The sequence below is a fragment of the Arcobacter sp. genome, assembly GCF_050300555.1.
GTDB lineage: Bacteria > Campylobacterota > Campylobacteria > Campylobacterales > Arcobacteraceae > Arcobacter.
Map to the genome: position 1 here is coordinate 12,795 of NZ_JBNKXY010000001.1, position 26,255 is coordinate 39,049.

30 protein-coding genes and 2 tRNA genes are annotated in these 26,255 nt (G+C 27.7%); 14 read left to right on the top strand and 18 right to left on the bottom strand.

What is annotated here, in order from left to right; all coding sequences use genetic code 11:
• The first annotated feature begins 13 nt into the window (after positions 1-13).
• Positions 14-232 carry a hypothetical protein gene (locus ACQY5W_RS00070; protein ID WP_428022884.1) on the top strand — a complete coding sequence of 73 codons (219 nt, stop codon included), beginning with the start codon at positions 14-16 and terminating at the stop codon, positions 230-232.
• The gene (locus tag ACQY5W_RS00075) at positions 216-1,529 is read left to right on the top strand and encodes a response regulator (RefSeq protein ID WP_428022885.1); all 1,314 of its coding nucleotides are present in this window, start codon (positions 216-218) and stop codon (positions 1,527-1,529) included. Before ACQY5W_RS00070 ends, ACQY5W_RS00075 begins: the two co-directional genes overlap by 17 nt.
• Here ACQY5W_RS00075 and lgt read toward each other — a convergent pair.
• The 4 genes from lgt to argF are packed head-to-tail and all read right to left on the bottom strand — an operon-like array spanning position 1,526 to position 5,925.
• Positions 1,526-2,338, bottom strand: a complete 813-nt coding sequence (gene lgt / locus ACQY5W_RS00080; RefSeq protein ID WP_428023183.1) for a prolipoprotein diacylglyceryl transferase — start codon at positions 2,336-2,338, stop codon at positions 1,526-1,528. The two genes, ACQY5W_RS00075 and lgt, sit on opposite strands and share 4 nt — an antisense overlap.
• Positions 2,338-3,639, bottom strand: coding sequence for a (Fe-S)-binding protein (locus ACQY5W_RS00085; RefSeq protein ID WP_428022886.1), 1,302 nt, complete (start codon positions 3,637-3,639; stop codon positions 2,338-2,340). The genes lgt and ACQY5W_RS00085 overlap by 1 nt, the downstream gene beginning before the upstream one ends.
• Positions 3,639-5,006 carry an oxygen-independent coproporphyrinogen III oxidase gene (gene hemN, locus ACQY5W_RS00090; protein ID WP_428023184.1) on the bottom strand — a complete coding sequence of 456 codons (1,368 nt, stop codon included), beginning with the start codon at positions 5,004-5,006 and terminating at the stop codon, positions 3,639-3,641. Before hemN ends, ACQY5W_RS00085 begins: the two co-directional genes overlap by 1 nt.
• Positions 4,999-5,925: an ornithine carbamoyltransferase gene (gene argF / locus ACQY5W_RS00095; RefSeq protein ID WP_428022887.1), complete on the bottom strand. Its 927-nt coding sequence runs from the start codon at positions 5,923-5,925 to the stop codon at positions 4,999-5,001. Before argF ends, hemN begins: the two co-directional genes overlap by 8 nt.
• Before the next feature lie 201 nt (positions 5,926-6,126).
• Here argF and ACQY5W_RS00100 point away from each other — a divergent pair, with 201 nt between their 5' ends.
• From ACQY5W_RS00100 to ACQY5W_RS00110, 3 genes are read left to right on the top strand one after another with little or no spacing between them, the layout of a single operon-like run.
• Positions 6,127-8,241: a ribonucleoside triphosphate reductase gene (locus ACQY5W_RS00100; RefSeq protein ID WP_428022888.1), complete on the top strand. Its 2,115-nt coding sequence runs from the start codon at positions 6,127-6,129 to the stop codon at positions 8,239-8,241.
• Positions 8,219-8,383 (top strand): anaerobic ribonucleoside-triphosphate reductase, encoded by a 165-nt coding sequence (gene nrdD, locus ACQY5W_RS00105; RefSeq protein WP_428022889.1) that lies wholly within the window; start codon positions 8,219-8,221, stop codon positions 8,381-8,383. The genes ACQY5W_RS00100 and nrdD overlap by 23 nt, the downstream gene beginning before the upstream one ends.
• Entirely contained in the window at positions 8,334-9,038 is a 705-nt protein-coding gene (locus ACQY5W_RS00110) for an anaerobic ribonucleoside-triphosphate reductase activating protein (protein WP_428022890.1), read from the top strand. The genes nrdD and ACQY5W_RS00110 overlap by 50 nt, the downstream gene beginning before the upstream one ends.
• Here ACQY5W_RS00110 and ACQY5W_RS00115 read toward each other — a convergent pair.
• The 3 genes from ACQY5W_RS00115 to hemB are packed head-to-tail and all read right to left on the bottom strand — an operon-like array spanning position 9,015 to position 11,891.
• Positions 9,015-9,695, bottom strand: a complete 681-nt coding sequence (locus ACQY5W_RS00115) for a response regulator transcription factor (protein WP_428022891.1) — start codon at positions 9,693-9,695, stop codon at positions 9,015-9,017. The two genes, ACQY5W_RS00110 and ACQY5W_RS00115, sit on opposite strands and share 24 nt — an antisense overlap.
• 2 nt (positions 9,696-9,697) lie before the next feature.
• A complete protein-coding gene (locus ACQY5W_RS00120) occupies positions 9,698-10,915 on the bottom strand; it encodes a PAS domain-containing sensor histidine kinase (protein ID WP_428022892.1) in 1,218 nt (405 codons plus the stop codon).
• A 1-nt stretch (position 10,916) separates the two neighbouring features.
• Positions 10,917-11,891: a porphobilinogen synthase gene (gene hemB / locus ACQY5W_RS00125; protein ID WP_428022893.1), complete on the bottom strand. Its 975-nt coding sequence runs from the start codon at positions 11,889-11,891 to the stop codon at positions 10,917-10,919.
• A 60-nt stretch (positions 11,892-11,951) separates the two neighbouring features.
• On the opposite strand from hemB, the gene ribA reads away from it, so the two are divergent.
• The 7 genes from ribA to ACQY5W_RS00160 are packed head-to-tail and all read left to right on the top strand — an operon-like array spanning position 11,952 to position 15,995.
• Positions 11,952-12,515 (top strand): GTP cyclohydrolase II, encoded by a 564-nt coding sequence (gene ribA / locus ACQY5W_RS00130; protein WP_428022894.1) that lies wholly within the window; start codon positions 11,952-11,954, stop codon positions 12,513-12,515.
• Positions 12,515-13,099, top strand: a complete 585-nt coding sequence (gene rsmG, locus ACQY5W_RS00135) for a 16S rRNA (guanine(527)-N(7))-methyltransferase RsmG (RefSeq protein ID WP_428022895.1) — start codon at positions 12,515-12,517, stop codon at positions 13,097-13,099. Before ribA ends, rsmG begins: the two co-directional genes overlap by 1 nt.
• A complete protein-coding gene (locus ACQY5W_RS00140) occupies positions 13,099-13,320 on the top strand; it encodes a PP0621 family protein (protein WP_428022896.1) in 222 nt (73 codons plus the stop codon). Before rsmG ends, ACQY5W_RS00140 begins: the two co-directional genes overlap by 1 nt.
• On the top strand, positions 13,317-13,688 hold the full coding sequence (locus tag ACQY5W_RS00145; RefSeq protein ID WP_428022897.1) for a hypothetical protein: 372 nt from the start codon (positions 13,317-13,319) through the stop codon (positions 13,686-13,688). The genes ACQY5W_RS00140 and ACQY5W_RS00145 overlap by 4 nt, the downstream gene beginning before the upstream one ends.
• A gap of 2 nt (positions 13,689-13,690) precedes the next feature.
• Positions 13,691-13,837 carry a hypothetical protein gene (locus tag ACQY5W_RS00150; RefSeq protein ID WP_428022898.1) on the top strand — a complete coding sequence of 49 codons (147 nt, stop codon included), beginning with the start codon at positions 13,691-13,693 and terminating at the stop codon, positions 13,835-13,837.
• Entirely contained in the window at positions 13,830-15,845 is a 2,016-nt protein-coding gene (gene glyS / locus ACQY5W_RS00155; RefSeq protein WP_428022899.1) for a glycine--tRNA ligase subunit beta, read from the top strand. Before ACQY5W_RS00150 ends, glyS begins: the two co-directional genes overlap by 8 nt.
• A 9-nt stretch (positions 15,846-15,854) precedes the next feature.
• Entirely contained in the window at positions 15,855-15,995 is a 141-nt protein-coding gene (locus tag ACQY5W_RS00160; protein ID WP_428022900.1) for an entericidin EcnAB, read from the top strand.
• A gap of 23 nt (positions 15,996-16,018) precedes the next feature.
• On the opposite strand, the gene ACQY5W_RS00165 is transcribed toward ACQY5W_RS00160, so the two are convergent.
• The 5 genes from ACQY5W_RS00165 to ACQY5W_RS00185 all read right to left on the bottom strand — a co-directional run bounded on the left by ACQY5W_RS00165 (position 16,019) and on the right by ACQY5W_RS00185 (position 17,553).
• Positions 16,019-16,300: a hypothetical protein gene (locus ACQY5W_RS00165; RefSeq protein ID WP_428022901.1), complete on the bottom strand. Its 282-nt coding sequence runs from the start codon at positions 16,298-16,300 to the stop codon at positions 16,019-16,021.
• 133 nt (positions 16,301-16,433) lie between these two features.
• Positions 16,434-16,679, bottom strand: coding sequence for a ComEA family DNA-binding protein (locus ACQY5W_RS00170; RefSeq protein ID WP_428022902.1), 246 nt, complete (start codon positions 16,677-16,679; stop codon positions 16,434-16,436).
• 103 nt (positions 16,680-16,782) lie between these two features.
• A complete protein-coding gene (locus tag ACQY5W_RS00175) occupies positions 16,783-17,283 on the bottom strand; it encodes a nucleoside 2-deoxyribosyltransferase (RefSeq protein ID WP_428022903.1) in 501 nt (166 codons plus the stop codon).
• 109 nt (positions 17,284-17,392) lie between these two features.
• Positions 17,393-17,469, bottom strand: a tRNA-Met gene (locus ACQY5W_RS00180).
• Positions 17,470-17,478: 9 nt separating this feature from the next.
• Positions 17,479-17,553 (bottom strand) — tRNA-Gln (locus ACQY5W_RS00185).
• 113 nt (positions 17,554-17,666) lie between these two features.
• Between ACQY5W_RS00185 and ACQY5W_RS00190 the strand changes: the two genes are divergently transcribed.
• Positions 17,667-18,698: a bifunctional 3,4-dihydroxy-2-butanone 4-phosphate synthase/GTP cyclohydrolase II gene (locus ACQY5W_RS00190; protein ID WP_428022904.1), complete on the top strand. Its 1,032-nt coding sequence runs from the start codon at positions 17,667-17,669 to the stop codon at positions 18,696-18,698.
• A gap of 21 nt (positions 18,699-18,719) precedes the next feature.
• Here the strand turns inward: ACQY5W_RS00190 and ACQY5W_RS00195 are convergent, their stop codons facing one another.
• The 5 genes from ACQY5W_RS00195 to ACQY5W_RS00215 form a co-directional block, all read right to left on the bottom strand.
• Positions 18,720-19,214, bottom strand: a complete 495-nt coding sequence (locus ACQY5W_RS00195) for a hypothetical protein (RefSeq protein WP_428022905.1) — start codon at positions 19,212-19,214, stop codon at positions 18,720-18,722.
• 63 nt (positions 19,215-19,277) lie between these two features.
• Positions 19,278-20,855: a phosphoenolpyruvate carboxykinase (ATP) gene (gene pckA / locus ACQY5W_RS00200; protein WP_428022906.1), complete on the bottom strand. Its 1,578-nt coding sequence runs from the start codon at positions 20,853-20,855 to the stop codon at positions 19,278-19,280.
• Between the two features lie 21 nt (positions 20,856-20,876).
• Positions 20,877-22,208, bottom strand: coding sequence for a sodium ion-translocating decarboxylase subunit beta (locus ACQY5W_RS00205; RefSeq protein ID WP_428022907.1), 1,332 nt, complete (start codon positions 22,206-22,208; stop codon positions 20,877-20,879).
• A gap of 21 nt (positions 22,209-22,229) precedes the next feature.
• Positions 22,230-24,041 carry a biotin/lipoyl-containing protein gene (locus ACQY5W_RS00210; protein ID WP_428022908.1) on the bottom strand — a complete coding sequence of 604 codons (1,812 nt, stop codon included), beginning with the start codon at positions 24,039-24,041 and terminating at the stop codon, positions 22,230-22,232.
• Positions 24,042-24,046: 5 nt separating this feature from the next.
• Complete coding sequence (locus tag ACQY5W_RS00215; protein WP_428022909.1) at positions 24,047-24,295, bottom strand: OadG family protein; 249 nt, start codon at positions 24,293-24,295, stop codon at positions 24,047-24,049.
• 310 nt (positions 24,296-24,605) lie between these two features.
• On the opposite strand from ACQY5W_RS00215, the gene ACQY5W_RS00220 reads away from it, so the two are divergent.
• On the top strand, positions 24,606-25,262 hold the full coding sequence (locus ACQY5W_RS00220; RefSeq protein WP_428022910.1) for a S24 family peptidase: 657 nt from the start codon (positions 24,606-24,608) through the stop codon (positions 25,260-25,262).
• Here the strand turns inward: ACQY5W_RS00220 and ACQY5W_RS00225 are convergent.
• Positions 25,259-26,248, bottom strand: a complete 990-nt coding sequence (locus ACQY5W_RS00225) for a peptidoglycan synthetase (protein ID WP_428022911.1) — start codon at positions 26,246-26,248, stop codon at positions 25,259-25,261. The genes ACQY5W_RS00220 and ACQY5W_RS00225 overlap by 4 nt on opposite strands.
• Between the last annotated feature and the right edge of the window lie 7 nt (positions 26,249-26,255).

Consider the following 26,255-nt stretch of genomic DNA (forward strand, 5'->3'; position numbering starts at 1 on the left):
AAAAAAGATTGCTATGAGTAAAGCATTTTGCTCAAGAAGTTGTAAAGAAAACTACTTTCAACTTATAGCGATACAAGTTCCAAAACCATTTTTAAAAAGAATTTTTGTGTTTTGTGACTTTGAACAAAGAGAAGCCGAAATCGAAAACTTCGCTGATAGACACGGTTGGAGATTAGACTTACTTAAAAATAAAATAGATGAACTGGCAGTAGAGCATGGATTTACAAGCTAGTCAAATTGACTTAAAAAACTCCATAATCAACAAATCATCTGTTCTTTATGTTGAAGATGAAGAAATTTTAAGAGAAGAAATTTCAAATTTACTTCAAGGATTTTTTAAAAAAGTTTTTACTGCTTCAAATGGGGAAGAGGCTTTAGAAATTTATGAAAAAAATAGTGATGAAATAGACATATTGCTTACAGATGTAAATATGCCTAAAATGAATGGTATTGAACTTGTTACAAAAGTAAGAGAAAAAGATTCAAACCTGCCAATAATTATTTGTACTGCCTTCAATGATGCTGAAGTTTTATTAAAAGCTATTAAATTAGGAGTTAGTGATTATATTATAAAACCTATTCAAATGATTACTACATTAAAAGTTTGTAATAAAATTTTAACGACAAGAAATAATGAATTATTAATAAAAAAACACGTAAAAGAGTTAGAAGATTTAAAATCTGTTTTAGAAGATGAAAATTTTATTATAGAAACAGATTTAGAACAAAAAATAACTTATGTAAATGCTTTAACATGTAAAGCTTCTGGATATACAGCAGAAGAGTTAATTGGACAAAAAAACAATATATTAAAACATCCTGATACCTCAAAAGATTTTGTTGAAAATTTATGGAACACAATAAATACAGGGAACAAATGGCAAGGAAAAATTAGAAACCTAGCAAAAGATGGAAGTACTTTTTATACAAAAACAACTATTCTTCCTATTTTTGATGAGAATGGCAAGATTATAAAATTTTTATCAACTGGTATTTTAATTACAGCAGAAGAGGAAGAAAAACAAAATTTAAAAAGGATAATTCTCCAACATAAGGGAGAAAAACTAAAAGTTGAAAATACAATTCAGCAAAGAGTAGAGGATGAAGTTAAAAAAATACTTGCATCTACAGGAAATGAAAAAGAGGCTCAAAATAAAAAATTAATTCAACTTGTAAATGACTTAGATGCTGAAATAAAAAGACTAAGAAATAAAAATATTGATAATAACTCAAGGGTAATTACATCAGAGAAAAAACTACAAGAGACTATGGTTAGATTTGATAATATGCAAATCGCTTATCAAGAAAAGATTTCAGGTATGAATAGTACTATACAAATATTAGCTAAGAAATTTGAAGATTTAATCAAAAAGAGTAAATTAACTGCTGAGAAACTAGATAAATCGCAAAAATCAATTACTATTTTACAAGGTTATATTGATGATTATAGAAAGAAAATAGCTGATTTAGAAGATGTTATCTCAAGCTATGAAAAAGAATTAAAAGAATCAAAATCCTATAAATACTAATTGACTCTTTTATTTATTACAATTAAAATTAAAACAGCTAAAATTAATATAAAAATGGATTGTAATATACCCATTGTAAGCCATCCGCCATATAAAAATCCTAATTGAACATCTGGTTGTCTAAAGAATTCAGCAGTAATTCTAGCAAGTGAATAACATAAAGCATAAATAATAGCTAGTTGTCCATCAAATTTTTTTCTGTTTCTAAAATATACTAATATTAAAAAGATGACTAATCCCTCAAGAAATGCTTCATATATTTGAGAAGGATGTCTTAAAATACCATTTACATATATTCCCCAAGGTAAGTCTGTAACTCTTCCTACTAACTCTTGGTTAAAAAAGTTCCCAAATCTACCAAATATATATCCAAAGCTAATTCCAATTACTGCAATATCAGTTATAAACCAAAATGAAACTTTGTGTTTTTTACAAAATAAAAAAGATGCAAGTAAAAACCCAATAAAAGCTCCATGGTAACTCATCCCAGAAATACCAACATATGTCCCATCAATAAAGGGATTAAATATTTGCCAAGGATGAATTAAATAATACATTGTATGAGTATCATAAAAAAGGACATATCCTATTCGGGCACCTAATATTACACCTATTTCTGCCCACCAAATATAAGAATCAAAAACTTCTTGTTTTATATTAATATTATCATATTTAATAAACCATTTTGCAACATAAATGGCACTAAGTAAAGCAAAGGCATACATAATTCCATACCAATGAACTGCAACTGATCCAATATTAAATGCTATTGGATCAAATTGAGAATAGATATTTTGCCAAAACTTCATCAATCCAATGCCTCTGCTATCAATTCTATAGGATTTTTAAATACAACATCAACATCAGCTTGGTATAAAGAGTTTGTAATTTGCATTCTACATGCACTACATTCTGCACTTACAATCTTTGCATTTGTTTCTTTTATCATTGCTGCTTTTGGAGCTCCTGCTGCTTTTGAAAACTCATATTTTTCAGTTTGCATAGTAACTCCACCAAAACCACAACATCTATTAGAGTCACTCATCTCTGTTAAAACATAATTTTGTTTCAATAAATTTCTTGGTTCTCTCCAAATACCTTGCATTTTTTTAGCATGACATGGATCATGGTAAGTTACTAAATCATCTATTTTTTTACCAGAATTTGCTAATACATCTTTTAACTTAGTAGAATTTTCGAGCCATTTTGTGGCCATAAAAACTTTTTTTGATAACTTAGCAGCTCTTTCTTTCCACTCTGGTTGGTCATGTAAATAGTGTTCCCAATCTTGATTAATCATAGCACTACAAGTAGCTTCTGGGATGATTATGGCATCAACATCATCAATCCAAGTTTCAAAATACTCTATATTTTTCTTAACTAAGTAATCAACAGTATCAAAATCACCTGTAAAATATGCAGGTGCTCCACAGCATAGTTGTTTTTTAGGAATAAAAATATCGATCTCTAGCTTTTTTAAAATATTAACTAAACTATCACCAATATTTGTATAACTATAATTACCCATACATCCAATAAAAATAGCAACTTTATTTTTAACACTACTATCTTTATTTTCGACATTTGCAGGTATATTTTCAGGATATTTATTTAAAAAGGTTCTCTTATCTGCATAGGGTAGGGCTCTATCTTTTTTTACAATTGGCAAAGAAAATTTTGGAACTGCAGAACTATTTTTTTCTTCTATTTTTAAAGCACAAGTTTGAAACATCCAACCAAGCTTAGACATAAAATCCATAATTTTTCTATGTCTTAATAAAAAGAAAAATAACCTTTTATACCAAGCAATACCAAATTTTTTAGCAATATCAGAACGAACTTGTTCAATAATCATATCCGTTGGTAAATCATTAGGGCAGGCTTCAACACAGTTTGTACATAAAAAGCAACTTTCAAAAATATCTTTTGCATTTTTATCCAACTCTAATTCATTTCTTTCATATGCACCTAATAAATCAATGAATCCTCTAGGAGAGGTTGCTTCATCTTGATTTATATTAAATATTGTACATACAGGTTTACATTTACCACATTTAACGCAATCATCGCTAATGCTTGTATAATCAAATTTATTAATTGTATTACTCATTATATAGTTTTACTAAACCTTCTTTTATTTTCAGGAATTTTTTTCAAATAAGCATCAAAAGGCATACAAATATTTCGTATAAGCATTGCACCTGTTTGATTTACTTTTATAAACTCTTTATCTAATGTCATAAGTTCTGCTTCAATAAACTCATTTAAAGCATTTAAATCATCTTTAAAATATTCAAAAAAATCTATATTAAATTTATTTTCAACTCTTTTTATATTTAAAGAAAAATTACTCATAAGTTCCATTATTACAAATTGTCTTAATTGATCATCTGCACTTAATTTATATCCTTTAAATGTAGGTAGTTTCCCTTCATCTAAGGCATTTTCATACTGTTTTAAATCTTTATAATTTTGTGCATAATAATCAACACCATCACCTATTGATGTAACACCAATACCTATTAAATCAGCTCCACCTTTTGTAGTGTAACCTTGAAAATTTCTATGTAATTCGCCTTTTTCTATTGCTTTAAATAACTCATCATCTTCTTTTGCGAAGTGATCCATACCTACCATTTTATAACCATTACTGGTAAAAAAGTCAATTGTATCTTTTAAAATAAGTAATTTTTCACTTGGTGGAGCAAAAGTTGTTTCATCAAATTTTCTCATTGTTTTCATAAGCCATGGAACATGGGCATAATTAAATACTGCAAATCTATCTGCATCAAGTTTTAAAATCTCTTTTAATGTCTCTTTAAAAGTTTCTCTATTTTGATATGGTAAACCATAAATTAAATCAATATTTATAGACTTTATTCCCGCTTCACGTGCAATGTTCATAACATTTTGTGTTGTTTCATATGGTTGTATTCTATGGATTGTTTTTTGAACTTCTTCATCTAAATCTTGAACACCAAAACTAAGTCTATTGAATCCACCTTTTTTAAGAACATCCATATGCTCTTTTGTAAAATATCTAGGATCAACTTCACATGAAATTTCAGCATCACTACTAAAATTTGGAAAACTTTGTTTAATCATAGATATTACTTCATCTAATTGTTCAGGAGAAAAGTATGTAGGCGTTCCTCCACCAAAGTGCATTTGAGTAACCAATCTTGATGTATCTAAGTATTTTTCAAGTAGTTTTAACTCTTTTTGAAGATACTCTAAATATCTAACTTTTTTATCTTCTTTAGATGTAAAAATTACGTTACATCCACAAAAATAACAGGCACTTCGGCAAAAAGGAAGATGAATATATAAAGATAAGTTTCTAAAAGAGTCTTGTTTTGAAAAAATCTCTATTAAATCATCTTGTGAAAAATCTTCAGTAAACTCAGGAGCTGTAGGATATGATGTATATCTAGGCCCTGGTTTTGAATATTTTTCAAACTTTTTAAAATCAATCATTTCTTTTACCATCTAACCAAACCATAATACCTTTTTGTGCATGTAGTCTATTTTCAGCTTCTTCAAAAACTTTACTTTGAGGTCCTTCAAATACCTCTTCAGATACTTCATAACCTCTATATGCAGGTAAACAGTGTAAGAAAATAGCATCTGATGCAGCATAAGACATAAGTTTATTATCTACAATAAAGCCTGTAAAATCTTTTACTCTTTTCTCTTTTTCAGCTTCTTGTCCCATAGATACCCAAGTATCTGTTGTAACTACGGTTGCACCTTTAAATGCTTCTATTGGATCATTTCCAATTATAATTTTTGCACCAGAAATTTTTGCAAACTCTAAAGCTTTATCTAAAATCTCTTGTTTAACTTCATAACCTTTAGGTGTTGCAATTCTAAGTTCAAACCCTAATTTAGATGCTAACATTAGCCAAGAGTGAGCAAGATTATTTCCATCTCCAACATAAGCTACAACTAAATCTTTTTCTTTACCTTCTTCAATAATTGTAAGATAATCAGCCATAAGTTGAACTGGGTGAAAGTCATCTGTTAAACCATTTATTACAGGAACTTTTGAATACTTTGCAAACTCTTCAAGTTTTGAGTGTTCAAAAGTTCTAATCATTACCATATCAACCATTCTCGAAATAACTCTTGAAGTATCACTCATAGGTTCACCACGACCTAGTTGAATATCATTTGATGAAAGGAACATTCCTATTCCACCAAGTTGATACATTCCTGTTTCAAATGATACTCTTGTTCTAGTTGAACTTTTTTCAAAAATCATACCAAGAACTTGTTTAGGTAAATACTCTTTAAAATTTCTTTGTTTTGTTTCAGCTTTAATTTGTTTTGCTAGATCTAAAATCTCTAGTAACTCTTCTTTGCTGAAATCCGCGATTGTTAAGAAATGTCTCATATTAATTCCTTGTTTTTATAAAAGCAAATATTATATTAGAATTGGCTTTATTTTTAACTTAATAGTGATTAAAATCTTCTTAAAAAATAAAAATAATTTCTTCCTAAATAGTCCATAAAATGACACTTTCGTGACTTTTAGGGTAATTACAAATTAAGAATTTTTTACTTAGACTTCTATTATTCATCAAAAGGGAAAAAAATGAAAAAATATATATTTAAACGAGATGGAAAAAAAGAAGAGTATCAATCATATAAAATTGAAGATGCTATAAAAAAAGCTTTTAAAAGTGTCCAAATAAATTATGATAAAAGAATATTTTTTAATGTTACAAATAAAATTGAGTTGTTAGATGAATTATATGTTGAAGATATTCAAGATATTATTGAAAAAGAGTTATATGAATTTAAATATTTTGAAGTAATGAAATCCTTTATGATTTATCGTCATACACACAAACTACAAAGAGAACATATATTTGGACTTAATGAAGATACAACATATATTAACTCAACACAAACAGTTGAAGAGTATATATTAAAAAGTGATTGGAGAGTAAATGCAAACTCCAATACAGGATATTCTCATGCTGGACTTATTAATAATAGTGCAGGGAAAATTATTGCAAATTATTGGTTAGATAAAATTTATTCAAGTAAAGAAGGACTTGCCCATAGAAATGCTAATTATCATATACATGATTTGGACTGTTTAAGTGGCTATTGTGCAGGCTGGAGCTTAAGAATTTTACTTGACGAAGGATTTAACAAGGTTCGAGGAAGAGTAGAAAGCTCTGCCCCAAATCACTTTAGAGAAGCTTTAGGACAAATGGCAAATTTCTTAGGCATATTACAAAGTGAATGGGCAGGAGCTCAGGCTTTTAGTAGTTTTGATACTTATTTAGCTCCATATGTTTTTAAAGATAATTTAGAATATAAAGAAATAAAAAAAGCAATTCGAAGTTTTATTTATAATCTAAATGTTCCAGCACGTTGGGGACAAAGTCCTTTTACGAATATTACAATAGATTGGACAGTTCCAAACGATTTGAAAGATCAAATTCCTACTCGAAATCAAAAACATCTTTTTAAAGACTTAGAGGATATTACCCTATTAAAAAAATTAAAAATAAAAGGTTACAACTCATTTGAAGAATTAACATATAAAGATTTTCAACATGAAATGAATCTCATAAACAAAGCTTATTATGAAATAATGACAGAAGGTGATAAAACAGGTCAACCTTTTACTTTTCCTATTCCAACAGTTAATATAACAGAAGATTTTGATTGGTATGGAGAGAATACAGATTTACTCTTTGAAAATACCGCTAAAATTGGAAGTTCTTATTTCCAGAACTTTATTGGGAGCCAATATTCAAAGGATGAGAATGGAAATATAATACCAAATGAAAAAGCATATAAGCCAGGACACGTAAGAAGTATGTGTTGTAGATTACAACTAGATTTAAGAGAACTTCTTAAAAGAGGAGGGGGATTATTTGGAAGTGCTGAGATGACAGGAAGTATTGGTGTAGTTACAATAAATATGGCAAGACTTGGATACTTATATAAAGGAGATATAAATAGTTTACTTAAAAAGCTTGAAGAGTTAATGGATTTAGCAAAATCAACTTTAGAGAAAAAAAGAAAATTTATACAAGATATGTATGAAAGAGGTTTATATCCATATACGAAAAGGTACTTAAATGGTTTTAATAATCACTTCTCAACTATTGGTGTAAATGGAATGAATGAGATGTTAAAAAACTATTTTTCAAAAGATATTGATATCTCTTCAAATATAGGAAATGAATTTTGTATTGAAATACTTGATTTCATGAGAAATAAAATGATTAATTATCAAGAAGAAACAGGGAATTTATATAATCTTGAAGCAACGCCTGCAGAGGGTACTACATATAGATTTGCAAAAGAGGATAAAAAAAGATATAAAGATATCATTCAAGCTGGATTTGAAAAAAACATCTACTATACTAATTCCTCACAACTTCCTGTTGATTATACAGATGACCCTTTTGAAGCCTTAAGTTTGCAAGATGAATTACAGTGTAAATATACTGGAGGTACTGTATTACATTTATATATGAACGAAAAAATGTCATCAATTGAATCTTGCAGAAAATTTGTCAAAAATGTTATTACAAACTTTAGACTACCATATATAACAGTTACTCCATTATTTTCCATTTGTGAAAAACATGGATATATAAATGGAGAGCATGAATTTTGCCCAAAATGCGATGAAGAAATTTTAAAACAGGAGATATTAAATGAACACACAAGAATTGCTTGAGAAAAATAGTAGTAAAAGAACAAAATGTATAGTTTATACTAGAGTTATGGGATATCATAGACCCGTTGAAAGTTTTAACATAGGGAAAAAAGGTGAGCACAAACAGCGAATTAAATTTGTTGAATCAAAAAATTATTTATGATTTAACAAAATTTACAACTACCGACTATATAGGGCATCTTTCCTGTATAGTTTGGTTTAAATCTTGTAATTTAAGATGTCAATATTGCTATAATGATGATATTGTATTTTGCAAAGAAGGAAACTATTATATAAATGATATTTTAAATTTTTTGAAAAATAGAGTAGGGATGTTAGATTCAGTTGTTTTATCTGGTGGAGAAGCTACACTTTATGACTTAAGTGATCTTTGTAAAAAAATTAAAGATTTAGGGTTTAAAATAAAACTTGATACAAATGGTACAAATTTAAAATTAATAAAAAAACTTATCTCTGAAAAACTACTAGATTTTATAGCAATAGACTTTAAAGCACCCAAATATAAATATGAAAATATCACTGGAGTAAAAAAATATGATAATTTTATTCAAACAATCAAATATCTAATAGACATTAATTTTGACTTTGAATTAAGAACAACTATAAATTCACTACTTTTAGATGAAATTGATATAAACAATATGATAAATACAATTAATTCATTAGGTTATAAAAATACATATTATCTACAAAATTTTATAGAAACTCCATCAAATATTGGAAATATAGATAAAGGAAATGATATAAATAAAGAAAAATTAGTTACAAATGGTTTAAGTATTCAATGGAGAAATTAAATATCCTTGTCCTTGAATATTTTCTATAATATCCTTTGAGATTTTTATTCTTAATCTCTTTATAAAAGTTCTTAGACGTTCATCACTTACTTCTTCTTTCCAAAGATTTATTTTTATATCTTCTGTAGTTACTAAAGTATTTTGATATTTAATTAATAAAAATAAAAACTCTTTTTCCCTTTTAGTGATATTTATTATTTTTCCATCTTTATATAAGGTCATAGTATTATTATCGAAAATAAAATTTTCTTTTAAAAATACTTTTTTTTGTTTATTTATCTTTGGTGCTATTTTTTTAATATGTTCTATTAACTCATCTGGGTCAAAGGGTTTTATAAAATACTTATTAATACCTAAATCAATAGCTTTTAGTAATTTTTCTTTATCCGAATGAGCACTTAAAACAATGATTGGAATAAACTCATCCAATTCTTTAATCTTTTGAGTCATCTCTAATCCATCACAAAATGGCATCATAATATCTGTTATTACGATATCTGGTTTAAATGATTTAAATTTTTTTAATCCTTCTTTTCCATCTTTTGCAATAACAATTGAAAAAAAAGAGTCAGAAATAGCATCTTTTAATAACTGTGCTAATCTTTTTTCATCTTCTACAAGTAGTATTTTTAACTCTTTTAATAATGTATTTTCCATAATTATCCTAAATTATCAAAGGGAATTAAAATGGTAAACAAAGAGCCATTTTCAATATTTTTGTGACTTAATTCACCATTTAAACTTTTTTCTATAATCATTTTAGACATAAACAGACCCAATCCAGTACCTTGGCTTTTATGTTTTGTAGTAAAATATGGATCAAATATTTTATCTAAGTTCTCTTTATCAATTCCACCTGCATTATCTTTTATCTCTATTTTTGCATATTTTTTATTTAAAATCTCTTCTTCATATAATCCAATAAAAATGGTTTTATTATCTATATTATTTAAAATACAAGCATCTTTTGTGTTTTGTATAAGATTTACTATTACTTGAGAAAGTTCATTTAATACACCAATTACCCGACACTCTTTAGGCATATTAAGTTTAATATTAATATCTTCAACTACCTTTTTTAAAATAATTAATGCTTCATCTATAGCATCTCTTATATCAAAACTTTTTTTCTCTTTTTGAGGATTGAAAAAATTTGTAAAATCATCTATAGTAGAAGACATTGTTGATATTAGAGTTTTACTTTCAAGATATAAATCATCTACTTTTTTTTGATTATTGTTTTTACAAGATTTGTTCATATTAAAAAGTGTTAAATTTAGTTCAGTTAGTGGCTGTCTCCATTGATGAGCAATATTTGCCAACATCTGTCCCAAACTTGCCATTCTTGATTGCCAAAATAGAAGCTTTTGTTTCTCTTCATTTTTACTAATCTCTTCTTGAACTCTTTTTTCTAATGTTTTATTTAACTCTTTTAGTTTTTTTGTTTGTAGAGAAACTCTATTTTCTAAATCTTTATTTAACTCTTCTAGCTCTTTTTCTTTTTTTTCTAATCGTTTTTTTAATTCAACTTCTTCTGTTACATCATAACGAATAGCAATAAACTCTTTTATCTCATCATTTTCATCTAAAATAGGGGTAATTGTAGTATTTAAATAAACAGTTTGTCCATCTTTTGTAAGATTTTTCACTGTTGCTTTATAGGGTTTTTTACTTAAAATTGTATCCCAAAGCAGAGTAAAGTTACTCTTTGGGATATCGGGGTGTCTTACTATATTATGATTTGCTCCAATTAGCTCATCATAACTGTAACCTGAAATTTTACAAAACTCATCATTTACAAAGGTAATTATTCCATTAATATCAGTTTTTGATACTATATTTGAATTTTCAATTGCCTCTTGATAAGTTTGACTCATTTTATTTTCTATTTAAAAGTTCACAAGCTTCTTTTGCGTGATATGTAATAATTATATCTGCACCGGCTCTTTTAAATGAGATTAAAGTTTCAATCATAATTCTTTCATAATCAATTAATCCAGCCATTCCAGCATGTTTTAGCATCGCATATTCGCCACTTACATTGTAAACAGCAAGTGGAAGATTTGAACTATTTCTAATATCTCTTACTATGTCTAAATATGCTAATGCAGGTTTTACCATAAGAATATCTGCACCTTGATTTTCGTCTTGGATTGATTCTTCAATAGCTTCTCTTCTATTTGCAGGATTCATTTGATAAGACCTTCTATCTCCAAAAGATGGAGTAGATTCCGCAACATCTCTAAATGGACCATAATAAGCACTTGCAAATTTAGTAGAATATGCCATTATTGGTAAATCAACAAATCCATTAGCATCAAGTGCAGTTCTTAATGTTTCTATTATTCCATCCATCATACCACTAGGAGCAATCATATCAGCACCTGCTCTTGCGTGAACTAATGCTTGTTCGGCAGATATTTCTAATGTTTTATCATTATCAACTGTTTGAGTTTTTGGATCTAAAATACCACAGTGTCCATGATCTGTATATTCACAAAAACATAAATCTGTAGCTACAAACATAGAAGGAAATTTCTCTTTTACTGCTTTTATTGTTCTTGCAATTATACTTTCATCACATAAACATTCGCTTCCAACTGAATCTTTTACATCAGGAATTCCAAATAATATTATTGATTTTAATCCAATGCTTTGGATATATTCACACTCTTTTAATATTTCATCGATACTCATTTGAAAAACACCTGGCATAGATGAAACTTCTGTTTTAATACCTTTACCCCCTACAACAAATAATGGATAAATAAAATCATTTGGGCTTAGGTTAGTTTCTTGTACTAAGGCTCTTAAATTTTCATTAATTCTCAATCTTCTTAATCTTTTAAACATAATATTTACCTCTTTTAGATATAATCTGCACCATTTTAACAGTTTAAGGTTTAAAAAGATATGAATATAGAAGAATCAAATATTGCAAAGTTACCTACAGTACATGGTAATTTTGAAATACAATCTTTTAAAGAACATCACAAAGAACATCTAGTAATTTTTACAAAAAATTTAGGTGATGTTGTAAACGTTAGAATACACTCGGAATGTTTAACAGGAGATGCAATAGGCTCTTTAAAGTGCGATTGTCAAGCACAACTAAATTTTTCTTTGGATTATATAAATAAAAATAGTGGAATGGTTATATATTTAAGACAAGAGGGTAGAAATATAGGTTTACTTAATAAAGTAAATGCTTATGCCTTACAAGATAAAGGATTTAATACAATCGAAGCAAACCATCAATTAGGTTTTGCAGCAGATGAAAGAACATACGAAATTGTTGAGTATATTCTAAATAAATTTAATATAAAAAAAATAAATTTAATTACAAATAATCCTGATAAATTAGGAAGTTTAAAAAATATAGAGATTATACAAAGAATTCCAGTAATTGTTGGAGAAAATGAAAATAATCAAGGCTATTTAAAAGTTAAAAAAGAAGAAATGGGGCATTTACTGTAGTGGATTTTAACAACATAAAAGAGTTTAATTTAGATAAAGAGTTTTTATACAAGTGTGAAGAATTTAAAAAGTTTTTACAACACTGGGGTAAAGTACATAATCTTTCAGCAGAATTACAAGATGAAAAAATAGAGAATAATATTTATGATTCTATTTATGTTTTATCTTTTATAAAAGATTATGCAAGCGTTGCTGATATAGGTACAGGAGCTGGATATCCTGGTCTTATTTTAGCAATGGCAAGACCTAATATTAAATTTTATTTAATAGAACCAAGGGCAAAAAGAGTTGCATTTTTAAATTTTGTTAAAAACTCTTTAAAACTTGATAATGTAGAAATACTTTGTAATAGAGTTGAAAATGTAAAAGATATAAAAGTTGAACTTATTACATCAAGAGCTGTTACAAATACTGCACTATTATTGGACTTAACAAAAGAGATATCAAACGAAAATACTTCGTACCTTTTTTATAAAGGAAGTATGCTAGAATCAGAACTTGAAGAGGCTAAAATACACAATTATCAAATAATTAAAAAAGATGAAAAAAGAAACTATTTATATATAGATAAAGGGGCTAAATAATGGTATTTAAAGTTTTAGCTATTATAGCTATTTTATTTATAATCTATTTATTATTTTTCAAAAAAAGTAGAGAGAGTGAAATATCAAATAAAAAAAGAGAAAAAGAAGATAAAATAGCTGATATTATGGAAGAGTGTCCCACTTGTAAAACATATATTTCAAAAAATGAAGCCATACTTAGTAATGGCAAATATTTTTGTTCAAAGGAGTGTTTAAAATGATAATTCTTGGTGATAATTTAATTCCATTTGAAGAAACATTTTATATCAGTTCTATTGAAGAAATTTTCAATAGTAAAGCAAACTCAACAATTTTGTTTAATTATGATGAAAAGATTTTAAAATACTGTTTTGAGAACAATTTAGCTTTTGGTGTTATTGTTAATACTTTAAAAGAATCAATTTATGCAAACTCTTTGCAAGCAAAATATATAATATGTACTAAACCTTTGGATAAATCTATTCAGGATATTGCAGAAAACTATATGTTTGACTCAAAAATACTATCAATAATTGAAAACTGTGACCAATTAGAAAAAATTGCAATGGATAAAATTGATGGTGCAATATATAAAAATTTATTAGGATAGATATGAAAGATATACTAGATATAATCGTCATTATAGCTTTTATAATAATAGTTTTTGGCTTTATTAGAGGTTTTAACAAACAACAAATTGACAAACATACAAAAAAATTAGAAGAAATTGAGAAAAGGGAAAAAGAAAAAAATGAATAAACCATTATTAATTGAAATAGGTGTTGAAGAACTACCTGCTATACCATTTTTAAAGGAACTTCCAAATATAGAAAAAAAATGGAGTGATATTTTAGAAAAATTTAAATTATCAACTAATTTTGACTTTTTTTATACTCCAAGAAGATTAGTTCTTTGGCATAGAGAATTTAATTTATCTCAAGAAGATACAACTGTTGAGAAATATGGTGCACCTGTTGCAATTGCATATAAAGATGGAAAACCAACAGGGGCAGCAATTGGATTTGCTAAAAAATGTGGAATTGAAGTTGATGAATTACAAACAATTAATAATGGAAAAGATGATGTTTTATATTTCAAAAAAGAAGAGAAAGGTAAAGCTTCAAAAGATTTATTAAATGAAATGATAAATGAATTTATAAATGTTCTTGATTTTGGTAAATCAATGAGATGGGCGAGTAGAACAGATAGCTTTATTAGACCTATTAGAAGCTTAATTGTTATGCTAGGAGAAGAGATAGTTGAAGCAGAACTTTACGGTGTAAAAAGTTCAAATAAATCTTTTGCACATAGAATGGTTTCTTATGAGCCATTTAGTTTTGATTTTGCAGGAGATTATTTTTGTAAGTTAGATAAAAATGGAGTTATTTTATATCCAGAAGATAGAAAAAAAGCCATTTTAGAACAAATGAAGAAAATTGAATCTGATAATAATTTAAGCATAGATATTGATGAAGAACTATTAGAAGAAGTAGTTGCTATTACTGAATATCCAACAGCATTATTAGGAACTTTTGATAAAGAGTTTTTAGAATTACCAGAAGAGGTTATTGTGACATCTATGAAAGAACATCAAAGATACTTTGCTGTTTATAAAGATGGAAAGTTAACAAATAACTTTATCGTAGTTTCAAACTCTAAAACAGATGATTTTTCACTTATTATTGCAGGAAATGAGAAAGTTCTAAGACCAAGACTTGCAGATGCAATGTTCTTTTATAAAAATGACTTAAAAAATGGATTGTCAAATAAAGGTCTTAAAAACTTAGTTTTCGTTGATGGATTAGGATCTATGTATAATAAATGTGAAAGAGAAGAAAAAATAGCTTCTTATTTAGCAGATATTTATAATATTGGACAAAAAGAACTTTTAACAAAAGCTGTAATGCTTTCTAAAGCTGACTTGATGTCTGAAATGGTTTATGAATTTACAGAACTTCAAGGACTTATGGGATATTACTATTCAAAAGCAGCTGGAGAAGACGAATTAGTTTATACAGCACTAAAAGAGCAATATCTACCTGATGGTGAAGATTCTGAACTACCATCAAATAAATTTTCTGCAATAGTAGCACTAGCATATAAACTTGATAATCTTATGGGACTTTTTAGTGTTGGAAAAATTCCAACAGGTTCTAAGGATCCATTTGGTCTTAGACGTGCAGCAGCTGGTATTGTTAAAATTGCAATAGAGCATAAAATAGAAGTGAATTTATCAAATATAATTGATAATTTATTAGAAAACTACACGGGATTAGAAAAAAGCAAATTAATCGAATTTTTCAATGAAAGATTATTTAAAATATTTGAAGTAAATCCATCTGTTATAAAAGCAGTTCTTGGAAGTGGGGAAGGGGATGTTTATAAAATTTCTCAAAAAATATGTGCTTTAAATCCAATAGTTTTAAGTGAAGATTATAAAGAGGCATCAGCAACATTTAAAAGAGTGGCAAATATTATTAAAGATATTGATGTAAATTCATCATTAAAAGTAAACTCATCATTATTTGAGCAAGAAGAAGAGAAAGATTTATATGAAACTTACACACAACTTACAGATAAAAAATATAATAACTATGAAGAAGAATTAGATGCGTTATTCTCTTTAAAGCCAAAATTAGATAAATTTTTTGATAATGTTTTTGTAAATCATGAAAATGAAGCTATAAAAACAAATAGAAAAAACCTAATTGGACTTGTTTATCAAGCATTTAGAAATATTGCGGATATTAAAGAAATTACAATATAAGGATATAAAATGAAGAAAATTTTAACTCTTATCACAATGGTGACATTTATTACGGTATTAAGTGGATGTGCTACATGGGAAGGTGTAAAAAAAGACACTTCAGATGCTTATGATGCTACAAAAGAGGCTATTCACGACGCAACAAAGTAATTTTATTACTTTGTTCGTATCTATTAAAAATATGCTAGATTTATCTTATAGTTTTTGTTTATTTTAAATATTATATTTAAAAATATTTTTTGAAGTAGAGTAAAATGTTTATTTAAAACAATATATTTATTTGGCAGAAAGTCAAACTCAATATTATTTTTACTAAGTGTATAAGTTATTTTTATTAATTCTTTTTTTGCTAATTCATATTCTGTTTCATAATTAAATTTAAAAACCTCATTTTCATTGTCAAATTCGTAGTATGCTAAGTTTAAAGAATCAATTTGTGTTTTTATATCTTTCATGTTAATACTTTATTTAAATTTGTTATTTTATTATTTTATTATTCATAAGTTAACAGATGATTAACAAACTAATCTTTTTTTAAGAAAGTGAGAGCAATTTTAATAAAAAAGAGTGAATTAACACTCTTTTTTATTATTTACAAGCAGAAAATTGAAGTTGAGCTTCATTTTTTTCTAAAAAACCTTTTCCAATCCCTTTTACATTTAAAAGTTCTTCTTTGTTTTTAAAACATTTATGTTCATTTCTGTATTGAATAATCATTTCAGCTTTTTTTACACCTAAACCTTTTAATGACTTCAACTCATCAATGGAAGCCTTATTTACGTCAACAGCAAACAAACTTACACAAAGAACTACAAACATCACAATAGTTTTCATTTTTTCTCCTTAATTTAAAATAATATATTATTATAAAATTTAAATTAAATTACACTTTAATAGAAACTATTATGAAATTATTTGAATTAAATATGAATAAAAATTATTTACTTAGCTCTTTTAAACAATTTTCAAAAGAACCAATTACTATATTATTTACACTACATGCAATCATTAAATTAATAGGATAATCAAAATCTTCTATTACCATATTATCAATATCAACATACAATCCATTTAAAAGCTTTTTTTCATCATTATTAAAAGTATCTAAATATGATTTATTATTACTCATATAACCATAAACATCTTTTCCAAGAGCTTTAGCATAACCACATTCCCATATTGTTCCAGAATCAGCCTCTTTCCCACGAAATTGATTTAAATTTGCAATAACAATATCTGAATTATGTATTAACTCAACATTGGCTTTATATATATCTTGAGCAATCTTATTTTTTTTATTTTGATTAAAATCAACAACATTATCCAATGGATACAAACCTTTAAAGCCATATTTCTCACAGAGATTAACGTAGTGTTTACCTATTTCAATAGAATTTTGTTTAAAAACATCATAGCCTGCAATATATATTTTTTTCATTTGTCATCCAATTTTATAAAAATTTTGTATTTTTTTGTAATAAAACTTACTTTAACTATTTTTTGATTTTCATACTTTACTAGAAGAGAGGAATAAAGGGAAATAAAGTTGGTTGCGGAAACAGGATTTGAACCTATGACCTTCGGGTTATGAGCCCGACGAGCTACCAAGCTGCTCTATTCCGCGATCAATTGGTGGATGGGGTAGCAGGATTCGAACCTGCGAATACTGGTACCAAAAACCAGTGCCTTACCACTTGGCGATACCCCATTCAAAGTGCGAATTATAGTAAAATAATCGATTTTTGTCAAGAATCTTTATATTTAATTTTGTATATTTAGATATAATTAGAGACTAAAAATAATATTTAAAAGAGATTTATAATGTCAGCAATTAAAAGAGTACAAGAAGCTATTGAAGAGATAAGAAAAGGTAACATGGTAATCATGTTAGATGATGAAGATAGGGAAAATGAAGGTGATTTAGTATATGCAGCTGCTCTATCTACTCCACAAAAAGTTAATTTTATGGCAAGCCATGCAAAAGGTTTAATTTGTGTATCAGTGACAAAGTCAACGGCTAATAGATTAGAACTTAATCCTATGGTGGCATCAAATACTTCATCATATGAGACAGCATTTACAATTTCAGTTGATGCTGCAACTGCAAGTACAGGTATTAGTGCAGGGGAAAGAGATGATACAATAAAAATCTTAGCAAATCCTGTAAGTAATACTAAAGAATTAGTAAAACCAGGACATATTTTCCCTCTTATAGCTAAAGATGGTGGAGTATTGGTTAGAACTGGTCATACAGAAGGTTCTATTGATTTATGTAAACTTGCAGGTTTTAATGGAGAAGCAGTTATTTGTGAAATCATGAAAGAAGATGGAACAATGGCTAGACGTGATGATTTAGATATATTTGCACAAAAACACAATATGAAGCAAATCTATATCTCTGACTTAGTTGAATATAGATTATCACATGAAATACTTGTGGAAGAAGTTTCTTCAACAAGTATGGAGTTTTTTGGTAAAAGTGTTCTTAAAAAAGAGTTTAAAGACCATTTAGACAATATTCATACTGCAATAATTTTTGGTGATTTTGAAGATACTACACATGTAAAATTTCACTCTGTAATCCCAGATTTAGAGCTGTTTTTAAATGATGAAAAATTGAATTCTATGTTAAAATCAATTAATTTTTTACAAGCTAAAAATGGAATTTTAATTTTTCTTGATGAAAAAATGAAAAATTTGGAATCAAAAAAAGATTATGGAATTGGTGCACAAATTTTAAATCTATTTGATATCAAAAAAATCAAACTTTTAACAAGTGGTGGTAAACACTCATTTGTAGGATTGACAGGATTTGGACTTGAAATTATTGAAGAGATTCAAATAGAAGGATAAAGAGAAAAGTAGGGGAGTAATTTATTTTATTCCCGCAGCTACTTTTACCATGTTAATACTCTTTTTGAGTTTTTCTAGCTCTTTATAGGCTAATTGTTTATTTTCTTTATAATAAAAAGATTTTTCTATAATGCTAATTTTTTCTTCAATTTTATAAATTGCATTATCTCTTAAATCTTCATTTTCTATATCTAAGTATTTCATGGGATTTTGATTTAATACTCTTTTTATTCTATGAGAAAAAAGATATTTATTATCAGGATTTTCTCCAAAAAATAGACAAATTTCATTATAAACATTATCTATTGAAGATTCAAATTTTTTATAAATAACTCCTGCATAATCATTTAGGTATTTTTCATAATTTTCATAATTTATAAAAAATTCTTTTATATTTTCTTTATTTGAAGTATCATTTTCTATATCAAAATTCTTTTCAAGCATATGAATTGAGCAAAAATATGTAATAGTAGTACACTCAGCTTTTATATTTTCCAATAATTCTTTTATTTTCATTTTATTCCTATATAAAAAAAGGGACAGAGTTACCTGTCCCTTTTTAATATCAATATTTGATTTTTACAACTGTGGACCAGCTGCAGTAAAATCATAATCACTTTCTAATGTTAAATATTTTTTGAAGTTTTCTACATACATTCCTGCAAGTTTTTTTGACATTTCATCATAAGCTTCTGTATCTTCCCAAGTATTTCTAGGGTTTAATACTCTTGTTTCTACACCATCAAGTGTTTTAGGAACAGCCAAATTAAATACAGGAAGCATTTCAAATTCACTATTATTAATAGAACCATCTAAAATACCATTAATACAAGCTCTTGTATTTCGTATACTCATTCTTGTACCTATACCGTAAGGACCTCCAGTCCATCCAGTATTAACTAAATATACATTAACTTGATGCTCATCAATCTTTTCACCTAATAAAGCAGCATAAATTGTTGGATTTAATGGTAAAAATGCTTCACCAAAACATGAGCTAAATGTTGCAACTGGTTCAGTAATACCTCTTTCAGTACCTGCAACTTTTGCAGTATATCCACTTAAGAAATAGTACATAGCTTGTTGTTTTGTAAGTTTTGCAACTGGAGGTAAAACTCCAAAAGCATCAGCACATAAGAAAATAATATTTTTAGGGTGTCCACCTTTCATATCAGGTGTATGATTAGGGATATGAGATAAAGGATAAGAAACCCTTGTATTTTCAGTCTTACTTCCATCTTCAAAATCTACAACACCATTTTCATCAGCAACAACATTTTCTAAAATTGCACCTTTTTTAATAGCATTGTAAATTTCTGGTTCACTATCTTTATCTAAATTGATAACTTTAGCATAACATCCACCTTCAAAGTTGAAAACACCACTATCATCCCAACCATGTTCATCATCACCAATTAAAGCTCTATTTGGATCTGTTGATAATGTTGTTTTTCCAGTACCTGAAAGTCCAAAGAATAATGCTGTATCTCCGTTTTTTCCAATATTTGCAGAACAATGCATTGGTAATTTTCCTTCTAAAGGAAGCCAGTAGTTCATCATTGAAAAAAGACCTTTTTTCATCTCACCAGCATACCAAGTACCACCAATAATAGCGATATTTTCTTCTACATTAAAAACCACAAAAACTTCAGAGTGAAGTTTATGACTTACATAAGATTTATCTATTGTTTTACAAGCATTATAAACAGTAAATTGAGGAGTAAATTCATTTAACTCCGTTTCATTTGGCATAATAAACATATTTTGAATAAAATTTGCTTGCCATGCAATTTCTGTAACAAACCTAGCTGATCTTCTTGAATCAATTGATGCACCACAATATACATCCGTAACAAATAAATCTTTATTGCTTAACTGTTTTTTTGCAGTTTTTAACAAGTCGTCATATACATCTTTAGTTACTGCTCTATTTATATCACCCCAAGCTATATACTTGTTTGAAGGATCTTGATTTACGAAAAATTTATCTTTAGGACTTCTACCAGTAAATATACCAGTATCAATCATTAAAGCACCAGTTGAAGATATTTTAGCACCTTCATTTTTTACTGCATGATCAATTAATAAATCTACATCACTGTTTCTGTATACAGTTTGAACGTTTTCTAAACCTAATTGGTTCTTAATATCAGACATTATTCTTTTTTTCCTAATAAATTAAAATATTGATAATAGTACACCGGCGGCCACAGCAGACCCAATAACACCGGCAACATTTGGACCCATCGCATGCATTAATAATACATTTGATTTGTCGTATTCCTGACCAACTTTACTAACAACTCTAGCTGCCATCGGTACAGCACTAACTCCTGCAGCACCAATTAAAGGATTAATTTGATTTTCTTCTGAACTAAACTTATTCATAAGTTTTGCCATAAGAACACCAGCAGCAGTTCCAGCTGAAAATGCTAATAATCCAATAATCATAATTCCTAACGTATCCAATACTAGGAATTTATCCGCTGCCAATTTTGAACCAACTCCTAAACCTAAGAAGATAGTTACAATATTGATTAAAGAATTTTGCATTGTATCTGAAAGTCGCTCAACAACTCCTGATTGTTTTAAGAAATTTCCAAATGCAAATGCTCCAATTAGTGGAGTAGATTCTGGAAGCACTAAAATAGCGAGCATTAAGATTAAAATTGGTAAGAAAAGTTTTTCTAATTTATGTACTTTTCTTAGTTTTGGCATTTTAATTCTTCTCTCTGCATCTGTTGTAAGTGCTTTCATAATTGGAGGTTGAATTACTGGTACTAATGCCATGTATGAATATGCAGCAACTGCAATAGCACCTAACATCTCAGGTGCTAATCTATTTGCAATAAAAATTGATGTTGGTCCATCAGCTCCTCCAATAATAGAAATAGCACTTGCAGTTTGTAAATCAAACCCAATCATAACAGCACCAACAAGTGAACCAAAAATACCAAATTGTGCTGCACCACCAAGTAATGCAGATTTTGGATTAGCTAAAAGTGGTGAGAAATCTGTCATAGCTCCTACACCCATAAAAATCAATAATGGGAAAAATTCATTTGCAATTCCCATATTATAAATAATCCCCAACATTCCATGAGCACCACCCATATTTGCAAGAGGAATATTTGCTAACAATCCACCAAAGGCAATTGGAAGTAGTAATAATGGCTCAAATCCTTTTGCAATTGCTAAATAGAACAATAAGAAAACAATACCAAACATAATAAGTCTTCCCCAAGTTTGCTCAAACATAGTCATAGGTCTAGCATGAGCAGGATTTGGTTCAGAAGTCATAACATCTGGACTAGGATTTATTAATGAATTAATACCAGTAGTTTCATAAAAAGAAACTACTAGCTGACCTATTGTTTTCGCATGATACTCTTTTACTTTTGGTTCTTCTTTAACAGTAGATGATGTATGAGAAGTATCAGAAGCAAAAGCATTCAAGCTAAACACACAAAATAATGAGATTAGCAAAGAAGCAATTAATTTTTTATTCATAAATTTTCTCCAACTTGCTTCTTAACCAATAATGGCAATAACTTGCCCTTCTTCAACTGCTTCACTTTGTTTTACTAAAAAAGATTTAATAGTACCTTCAACTGGTGCTTCTACATCAATCTCCATTTTCATTGCTTCTAAAATAGCAACAACTTCACCTTTTGCTACTTTATCACCTACATTTTTTGTTATTTTCCATACATTTCCACTAACAGTTGCACCTACTTCAACACCATCACCACTTATTGGTGCACTTTGTGTTGCAGTAGAAGTTTGTACAGGTGTTACTTGAATATCTGCATTTCCTTCTGCTACTGTTACGTTAAATTTTTGTCCATCTACTACTACCGTATAATTTCCAGTTGCATTACCCATAACTTTTTTTTCTCCTAATTTACAATCTTTATCATCTTCACATATATCTAAGCTATTTTTTCTAACACTTAAAGGACTATTACCTTTTAAAAATGAAATACCCTTTTCATCACAAGCAGCAGCAATAAAAATATTTTCTTCAGTTATTTCTATATTTTCATCTTTTAATCTAGATTCCCAATATTTCATAGTTTTTTTCTCATCTCTATCTGAAATATCTAAAGGATTTTCTTTTGTAGGTTCTAATTTTAGTTTTTCAGCTGCTAGTGTAACAAGTTCTGCATCTGGCTCAACAGGAGTTTTACCAAAATAACCAAGAACCATTTTTCCATAACCAGGAGCAATTTGTTTCCATGGTCCAAACATAACATTTGCATATGCTTGTTGCCAATAAAATTGAGAAACAGGAGTTACAGATGTACCATATCCACCTTTTTCAACAACTTCTTGCATAGCTTTTATTACTTCTGGGAATTTATGTAAAGTTCCATTATCTCTCATCATCTGAGTATTTGCAGTCAATGCACCACCAGGCATTGGAGAAAATGGAATTAAAGGAGAAACTTGTGTTGCTTCTGGTGGCATAAAATAATCTTTTAAACAATCATTTAAAACTTCTTCATATTTTAAAATTTTGTCTATTTCTAAACCACCAAGATCATAATTCATCCCTTTAACAGCATGCATCATTGTTAAAATATCTGGTTGACTAGTACCACCTGATACTGGGCTAGCTGCTAAGTCAATACCATCAGCTCCTGCATCAAGAGCAGCTAAATAACAAGAAATACTTACACCTGCAGTTTCATGGGTATGAAGTCGTATGTGAGTATCTTCACCAACTAATTTTCTAGCCATTTTAATTGTTTCAAAAATTTTATTTGGAGAAGAAGTTCCTGAAGCATCTTTAAAACAAATAGAATCATAAGGAATTCCACTGTCTAAAATTTGTCTTAATGTTTTTTCATAAAAAGCTACATCATGTGCACCTACACAACCTGGAGGCAAATCCATTAGTGTAACTACAACTTCATGATTTAAACCATATTTTTTGATACATTCAGCTGAATATTCAAGATTTTGAACATCATTTAAAGCATCAAAGTTTCTAATAGTTGTAGTTCCATGTTTTGCAAACATTTTTGCATGTAAATCAATAAGGTCTCTTGAACCTGTATCTAACATAACAGTATTAATACCACGTGCTAGAGTTTGTAAGTTAGCATCTGGACCAACTATTTCTCTAAACTTATCCATCATATCAAATGCATTCTCTTGTAAATAGAAGAATAAAGACTGAAATCTTGCTCCCCCACCAAACTCAAAATGCTTTATTCCTGCCTCTTTTGCAGCTTCAACAGCTGGAAAAAAGTCATTCATTAAAACACGTCCACCAAAAACTGACTGGAAACCATCCCTAAAAGTGGTATCCATTATATCAATATATTTTTTAGACATTAAAATTAACCTTTTTGATTATTGTGATGTTGAATAGCTGCAGAAATAGCAGCAATCTTTTTAGCAGTATCAGATGTTGCAACACTAGGCTGAACTTTTTTAGCAGTCTTTAGATTGTCTTTTTCAGGAAAAAATTTCCCAATAAGCGCTGCTTGAGCTTTTAAAGCAAAAACCATGATAATAAGAAAGGCATAAACAATTCCCATTCCTAAGACCATGAATTTTAATGCTTCCATGACTAAGTTTGTTTCCATATATTTCTCCGTCAAAACACCGAAATTCAAACTCAATTTTATAGTAATTTACCTTTGTTAAAATTAATTTTACTAATAATTTATCTTAAATTTTAAAATTTACATTATTTGTACATATTTACAATATTTTATTACCATATTTATATAATAAGTAATCTAATCTTTTTATAGCTCTTGAAATTGATATTTTTGTATCTATAATTATTGTTTGCATGTTAAACTCCTAAAAAATATTTCAAATTTTAGTAAATTTTTTTAAAAGTATTGAAAAATATTTCATTTTGTAATATAATTTCAAAAAGGAGATAAAATGTTATTAGTAAATGAGATAATTGAAAGATTAAAAGATGTTTTAAGTACAGATGGAAAAAATGGCAAAGTTTTTGATAAAGACGTAGCTGATGCTTTAAATCTAACTCAAGCAAATTTTGCAACTATGAAAAATAGAAGCAAGATTCCTTTTTCAAATATATTAGACTTTTGTGCACTTAAAAAAATCTCAATAAATTGGCTTTTATATAATCAAAATCCTGGCTCACTTATAGATTCAACAGATAAATATTGGATTAAGTATTTTCCAGAAATTTCTGTTAGTGCAGGGGGAGGGGCATATGATAGTGATGAAAATTATGAAAAACTTGAAGTTCCCCCTTATTTTATAGATATGCTAGGAGGAGAACAAAATCTAAAAAATATAGAAGCTATTAATGTAATAGGTGATTCAATGGAACCAACACTTAATTCAAATAATATAATTTTTGTAGATAAATCTATAAAAAGTGGTTTTAGAGATGGAATATACGCATTTACGACAAATCATGGTCTTTTTGTAAAAAGAATACAAAAAAGAGTTGATGGAAAGCTTGATATTATTTCTGACAATAAGGATTATCCTGCTCAAATAATGAAAAGTGATGAATTAGAAATTTTAGGAAAAGTTGTAGGCTCTTTTGGAATGGTATTCTAAAAGAGTTCTGTATTTTCGTGTAAAGACAATCTTAATATTTCTTCAACTTTTATTTTATCATAACCCATTATATAAATAGCATTGAAATTCTCTTTTTTAATAACATGTTTTAAATCATCTAAATTTTCTAAAACAATTTGCTTCTCTTTTAAATTTTCTATGAAAATTGGGCTAATAAATATAGTTTTACCATATTTGTATTTTTTTTCAAGGTATGAAATTTCATTTACTAATAAATCTAAATTCTTTTGACAAATAATAAATTTATTGCTTTTCCCAAAATCTATGATATTTAAGTATTTATCAACAAAAATTGGCTTAAAATGACTAAATTTAGCTAACTTATGAAAATCTAAATCTGTATCAAAAAAGTTGTACACATCTAAAAATTGATTTATATATAAAGATGGGATTTTTAATTTTTGAAAATACTTCTCTTCATAAGAAAATGAAGTTTCAAATAGGGAATGTTCTATTAAATTGTAAATTTTATAATCTTTTTGCGAAAATTTTTTATAATTTGGATAAATATTTTTTATAAGTTCTTCATCTGAACAAAAAAAGATCTCATCTTCACTTATATTTTCTATAATTTTTGTACTTCGATACAATTTAGATGATATAAGTTTAATTTGTTTATTTAAATACTTAAAAATATTTAATAAATCAAAGGTAACTTTATCACAATAATAAACTTCTAAATTAAAAGTAGAAAATTTAAATCTAAATAATTTAACTAAAGCTTCCTCAACCGAAAAAACTTTTATCCAAGCTATTTCTTTATCTAAAACTTCCATTTCAAAATCATAAACTATTGCAAAAGCACCATTTTTTAAAGCAATTATGATTTCTTCATAATTTTTAGCTAAAAAAAGGTCCCCTTCAATAACTTTTTTTGGATCAGTTTTAATATTGTATATAAAAGAAATAGATGGAGAGTTTTGTAGTTCTCCATCTATAATATCAATGATAGAAGAAATATTCACAATATTT

Excerpts from the sequence above, each read along its gene's own strand:
- ACQY5W_RS00210 (WP_428022908.1), bottom strand. The coding sequence starts at position 24,041 with ATGTCTAAAAAATATATTGATATAATGGATACCACTTTTAGGGATGGT.
- ACQY5W_RS00205 (WP_428022907.1), bottom strand. The coding sequence starts at position 22,208 with ATGAATAAAAAATTAATTGCTTCTTTGCTAATCTCATTATTTTGTGTG.
- ACQY5W_RS00140 (WP_428022896.1), top strand. The coding sequence starts at position 13,099 with ATGGTATTTAAAGTTTTAGCTATTATAGCTATTTTATTTATAATCTAT.
- ACQY5W_RS00085 (WP_428022886.1), bottom strand. The coding sequence starts at position 3,639 with ATGAGTAATACAATTAATAAATTTGATTATACAAGCATTAGCGATGAT.
- ACQY5W_RS00150 (WP_428022898.1), top strand. The coding sequence starts at position 13,691 with ATGAAAGATATACTAGATATAATCGTCATTATAGCTTTTATAATAATA.
- lgt (WP_428023183.1), bottom strand. The coding sequence starts at position 2,338 with ATGAAGTTTTGGCAAAATATCTATTCTCAATTTGATCCAATAGCATTT.
- ACQY5W_RS00115 (WP_428022891.1), bottom strand. The coding sequence starts at position 9,695 with ATGGAAAATACATTATTAAAAGAGTTAAAAATACTACTTGTAGAAGAT.
- hemB (WP_428022893.1), bottom strand. The coding sequence starts at position 11,891 with ATGTTTAAAAGATTAAGAAGATTGAGAATTAATGAAAATTTAAGAGCC.
- pckA (WP_428022906.1), bottom strand. The coding sequence starts at position 20,855 with ATGTCTGATATTAAGAACCAATTAGGTTTAGAAAACGTTCAAACTGTA.
- ACQY5W_RS00100 (WP_428022888.1), top strand. The coding sequence starts at position 6,127 with ATGAAAAAATATATATTTAAACGAGATGGAAAAAAAGAAGAGTATCAA.
- ACQY5W_RS00190 (WP_428022904.1), top strand. The coding sequence starts at position 17,667 with ATGTCAGCAATTAAAAGAGTACAAGAAGCTATTGAAGAGATAAGAAAA.
- ribA (WP_428022894.1), top strand. The coding sequence starts at position 11,952 with ATGAATATAGAAGAATCAAATATTGCAAAGTTACCTACAGTACATGGT.
- ACQY5W_RS00145 (WP_428022897.1), top strand. The coding sequence starts at position 13,317 with ATGATAATTCTTGGTGATAATTTAATTCCATTTGAAGAAACATTTTAT.
- ACQY5W_RS00075 (WP_428022885.1), top strand. The coding sequence starts at position 216 with ATGGATTTACAAGCTAGTCAAATTGACTTAAAAAACTCCATAATCAAC.
- hemN (WP_428023184.1), bottom strand. The coding sequence starts at position 5,006 with ATGATTGATTTTAAAAAGTTTGAAAAATATTCAAAACCAGGGCCTAGA.
- ACQY5W_RS00170 (WP_428022902.1), bottom strand. The coding sequence starts at position 16,679 with ATGAAAACTATTGTGATGTTTGTAGTTCTTTGTGTAAGTTTGTTTGCT.
- ACQY5W_RS00220 (WP_428022910.1), top strand. The coding sequence starts at position 24,606 with ATGTTATTAGTAAATGAGATAATTGAAAGATTAAAAGATGTTTTAAGT.
- ACQY5W_RS00070 (WP_428022884.1), top strand. The coding sequence starts at position 14 with ATGAGTAAAGCATTTTGCTCAAGAAGTTGTAAAGAAAACTACTTTCAA.
- glyS (WP_428022899.1), top strand. The coding sequence starts at position 13,830 with ATGAATAAACCATTATTAATTGAAATAGGTGTTGAAGAACTACCTGCT.
- ACQY5W_RS00215 (WP_428022909.1), bottom strand. The coding sequence starts at position 24,295 with ATGGAAACAAACTTAGTCATGGAAGCATTAAAATTCATGGTCTTAGGA.
- ACQY5W_RS00160 (WP_428022900.1), top strand. The coding sequence starts at position 15,855 with ATGAAGAAAATTTTAACTCTTATCACAATGGTGACATTTATTACGGTA.
- ACQY5W_RS00120 (WP_428022892.1), bottom strand. The coding sequence starts at position 10,915 with ATGAGTCAAACTTATCAAGAGGCAATTGAAAATTCAAATATAGTATCA.
- ACQY5W_RS00195 (WP_428022905.1), bottom strand. The coding sequence starts at position 19,214 with ATGAAAATAAAAGAATTATTGGAAAATATAAAAGCTGAGTGTACTACT.
- ACQY5W_RS00165 (WP_428022901.1), bottom strand. The coding sequence starts at position 16,300 with ATGAAAGATATAAAAACACAAATTGATTCTTTAAACTTAGCATACTAC.
- argF (WP_428022887.1), bottom strand. The coding sequence starts at position 5,925 with ATGAGACATTTCTTAACAATCGCGGATTTCAGCAAAGAAGAGTTACTA.
- nrdD (WP_428022889.1), top strand. The coding sequence starts at position 8,219 with ATGAACACACAAGAATTGCTTGAGAAAAATAGTAGTAAAAGAACAAAA.
- ACQY5W_RS00175 (WP_428022903.1), bottom strand. The coding sequence starts at position 17,283 with ATGAAAAAAATATATATTGCAGGCTATGATGTTTTTAAACAAAATTCT.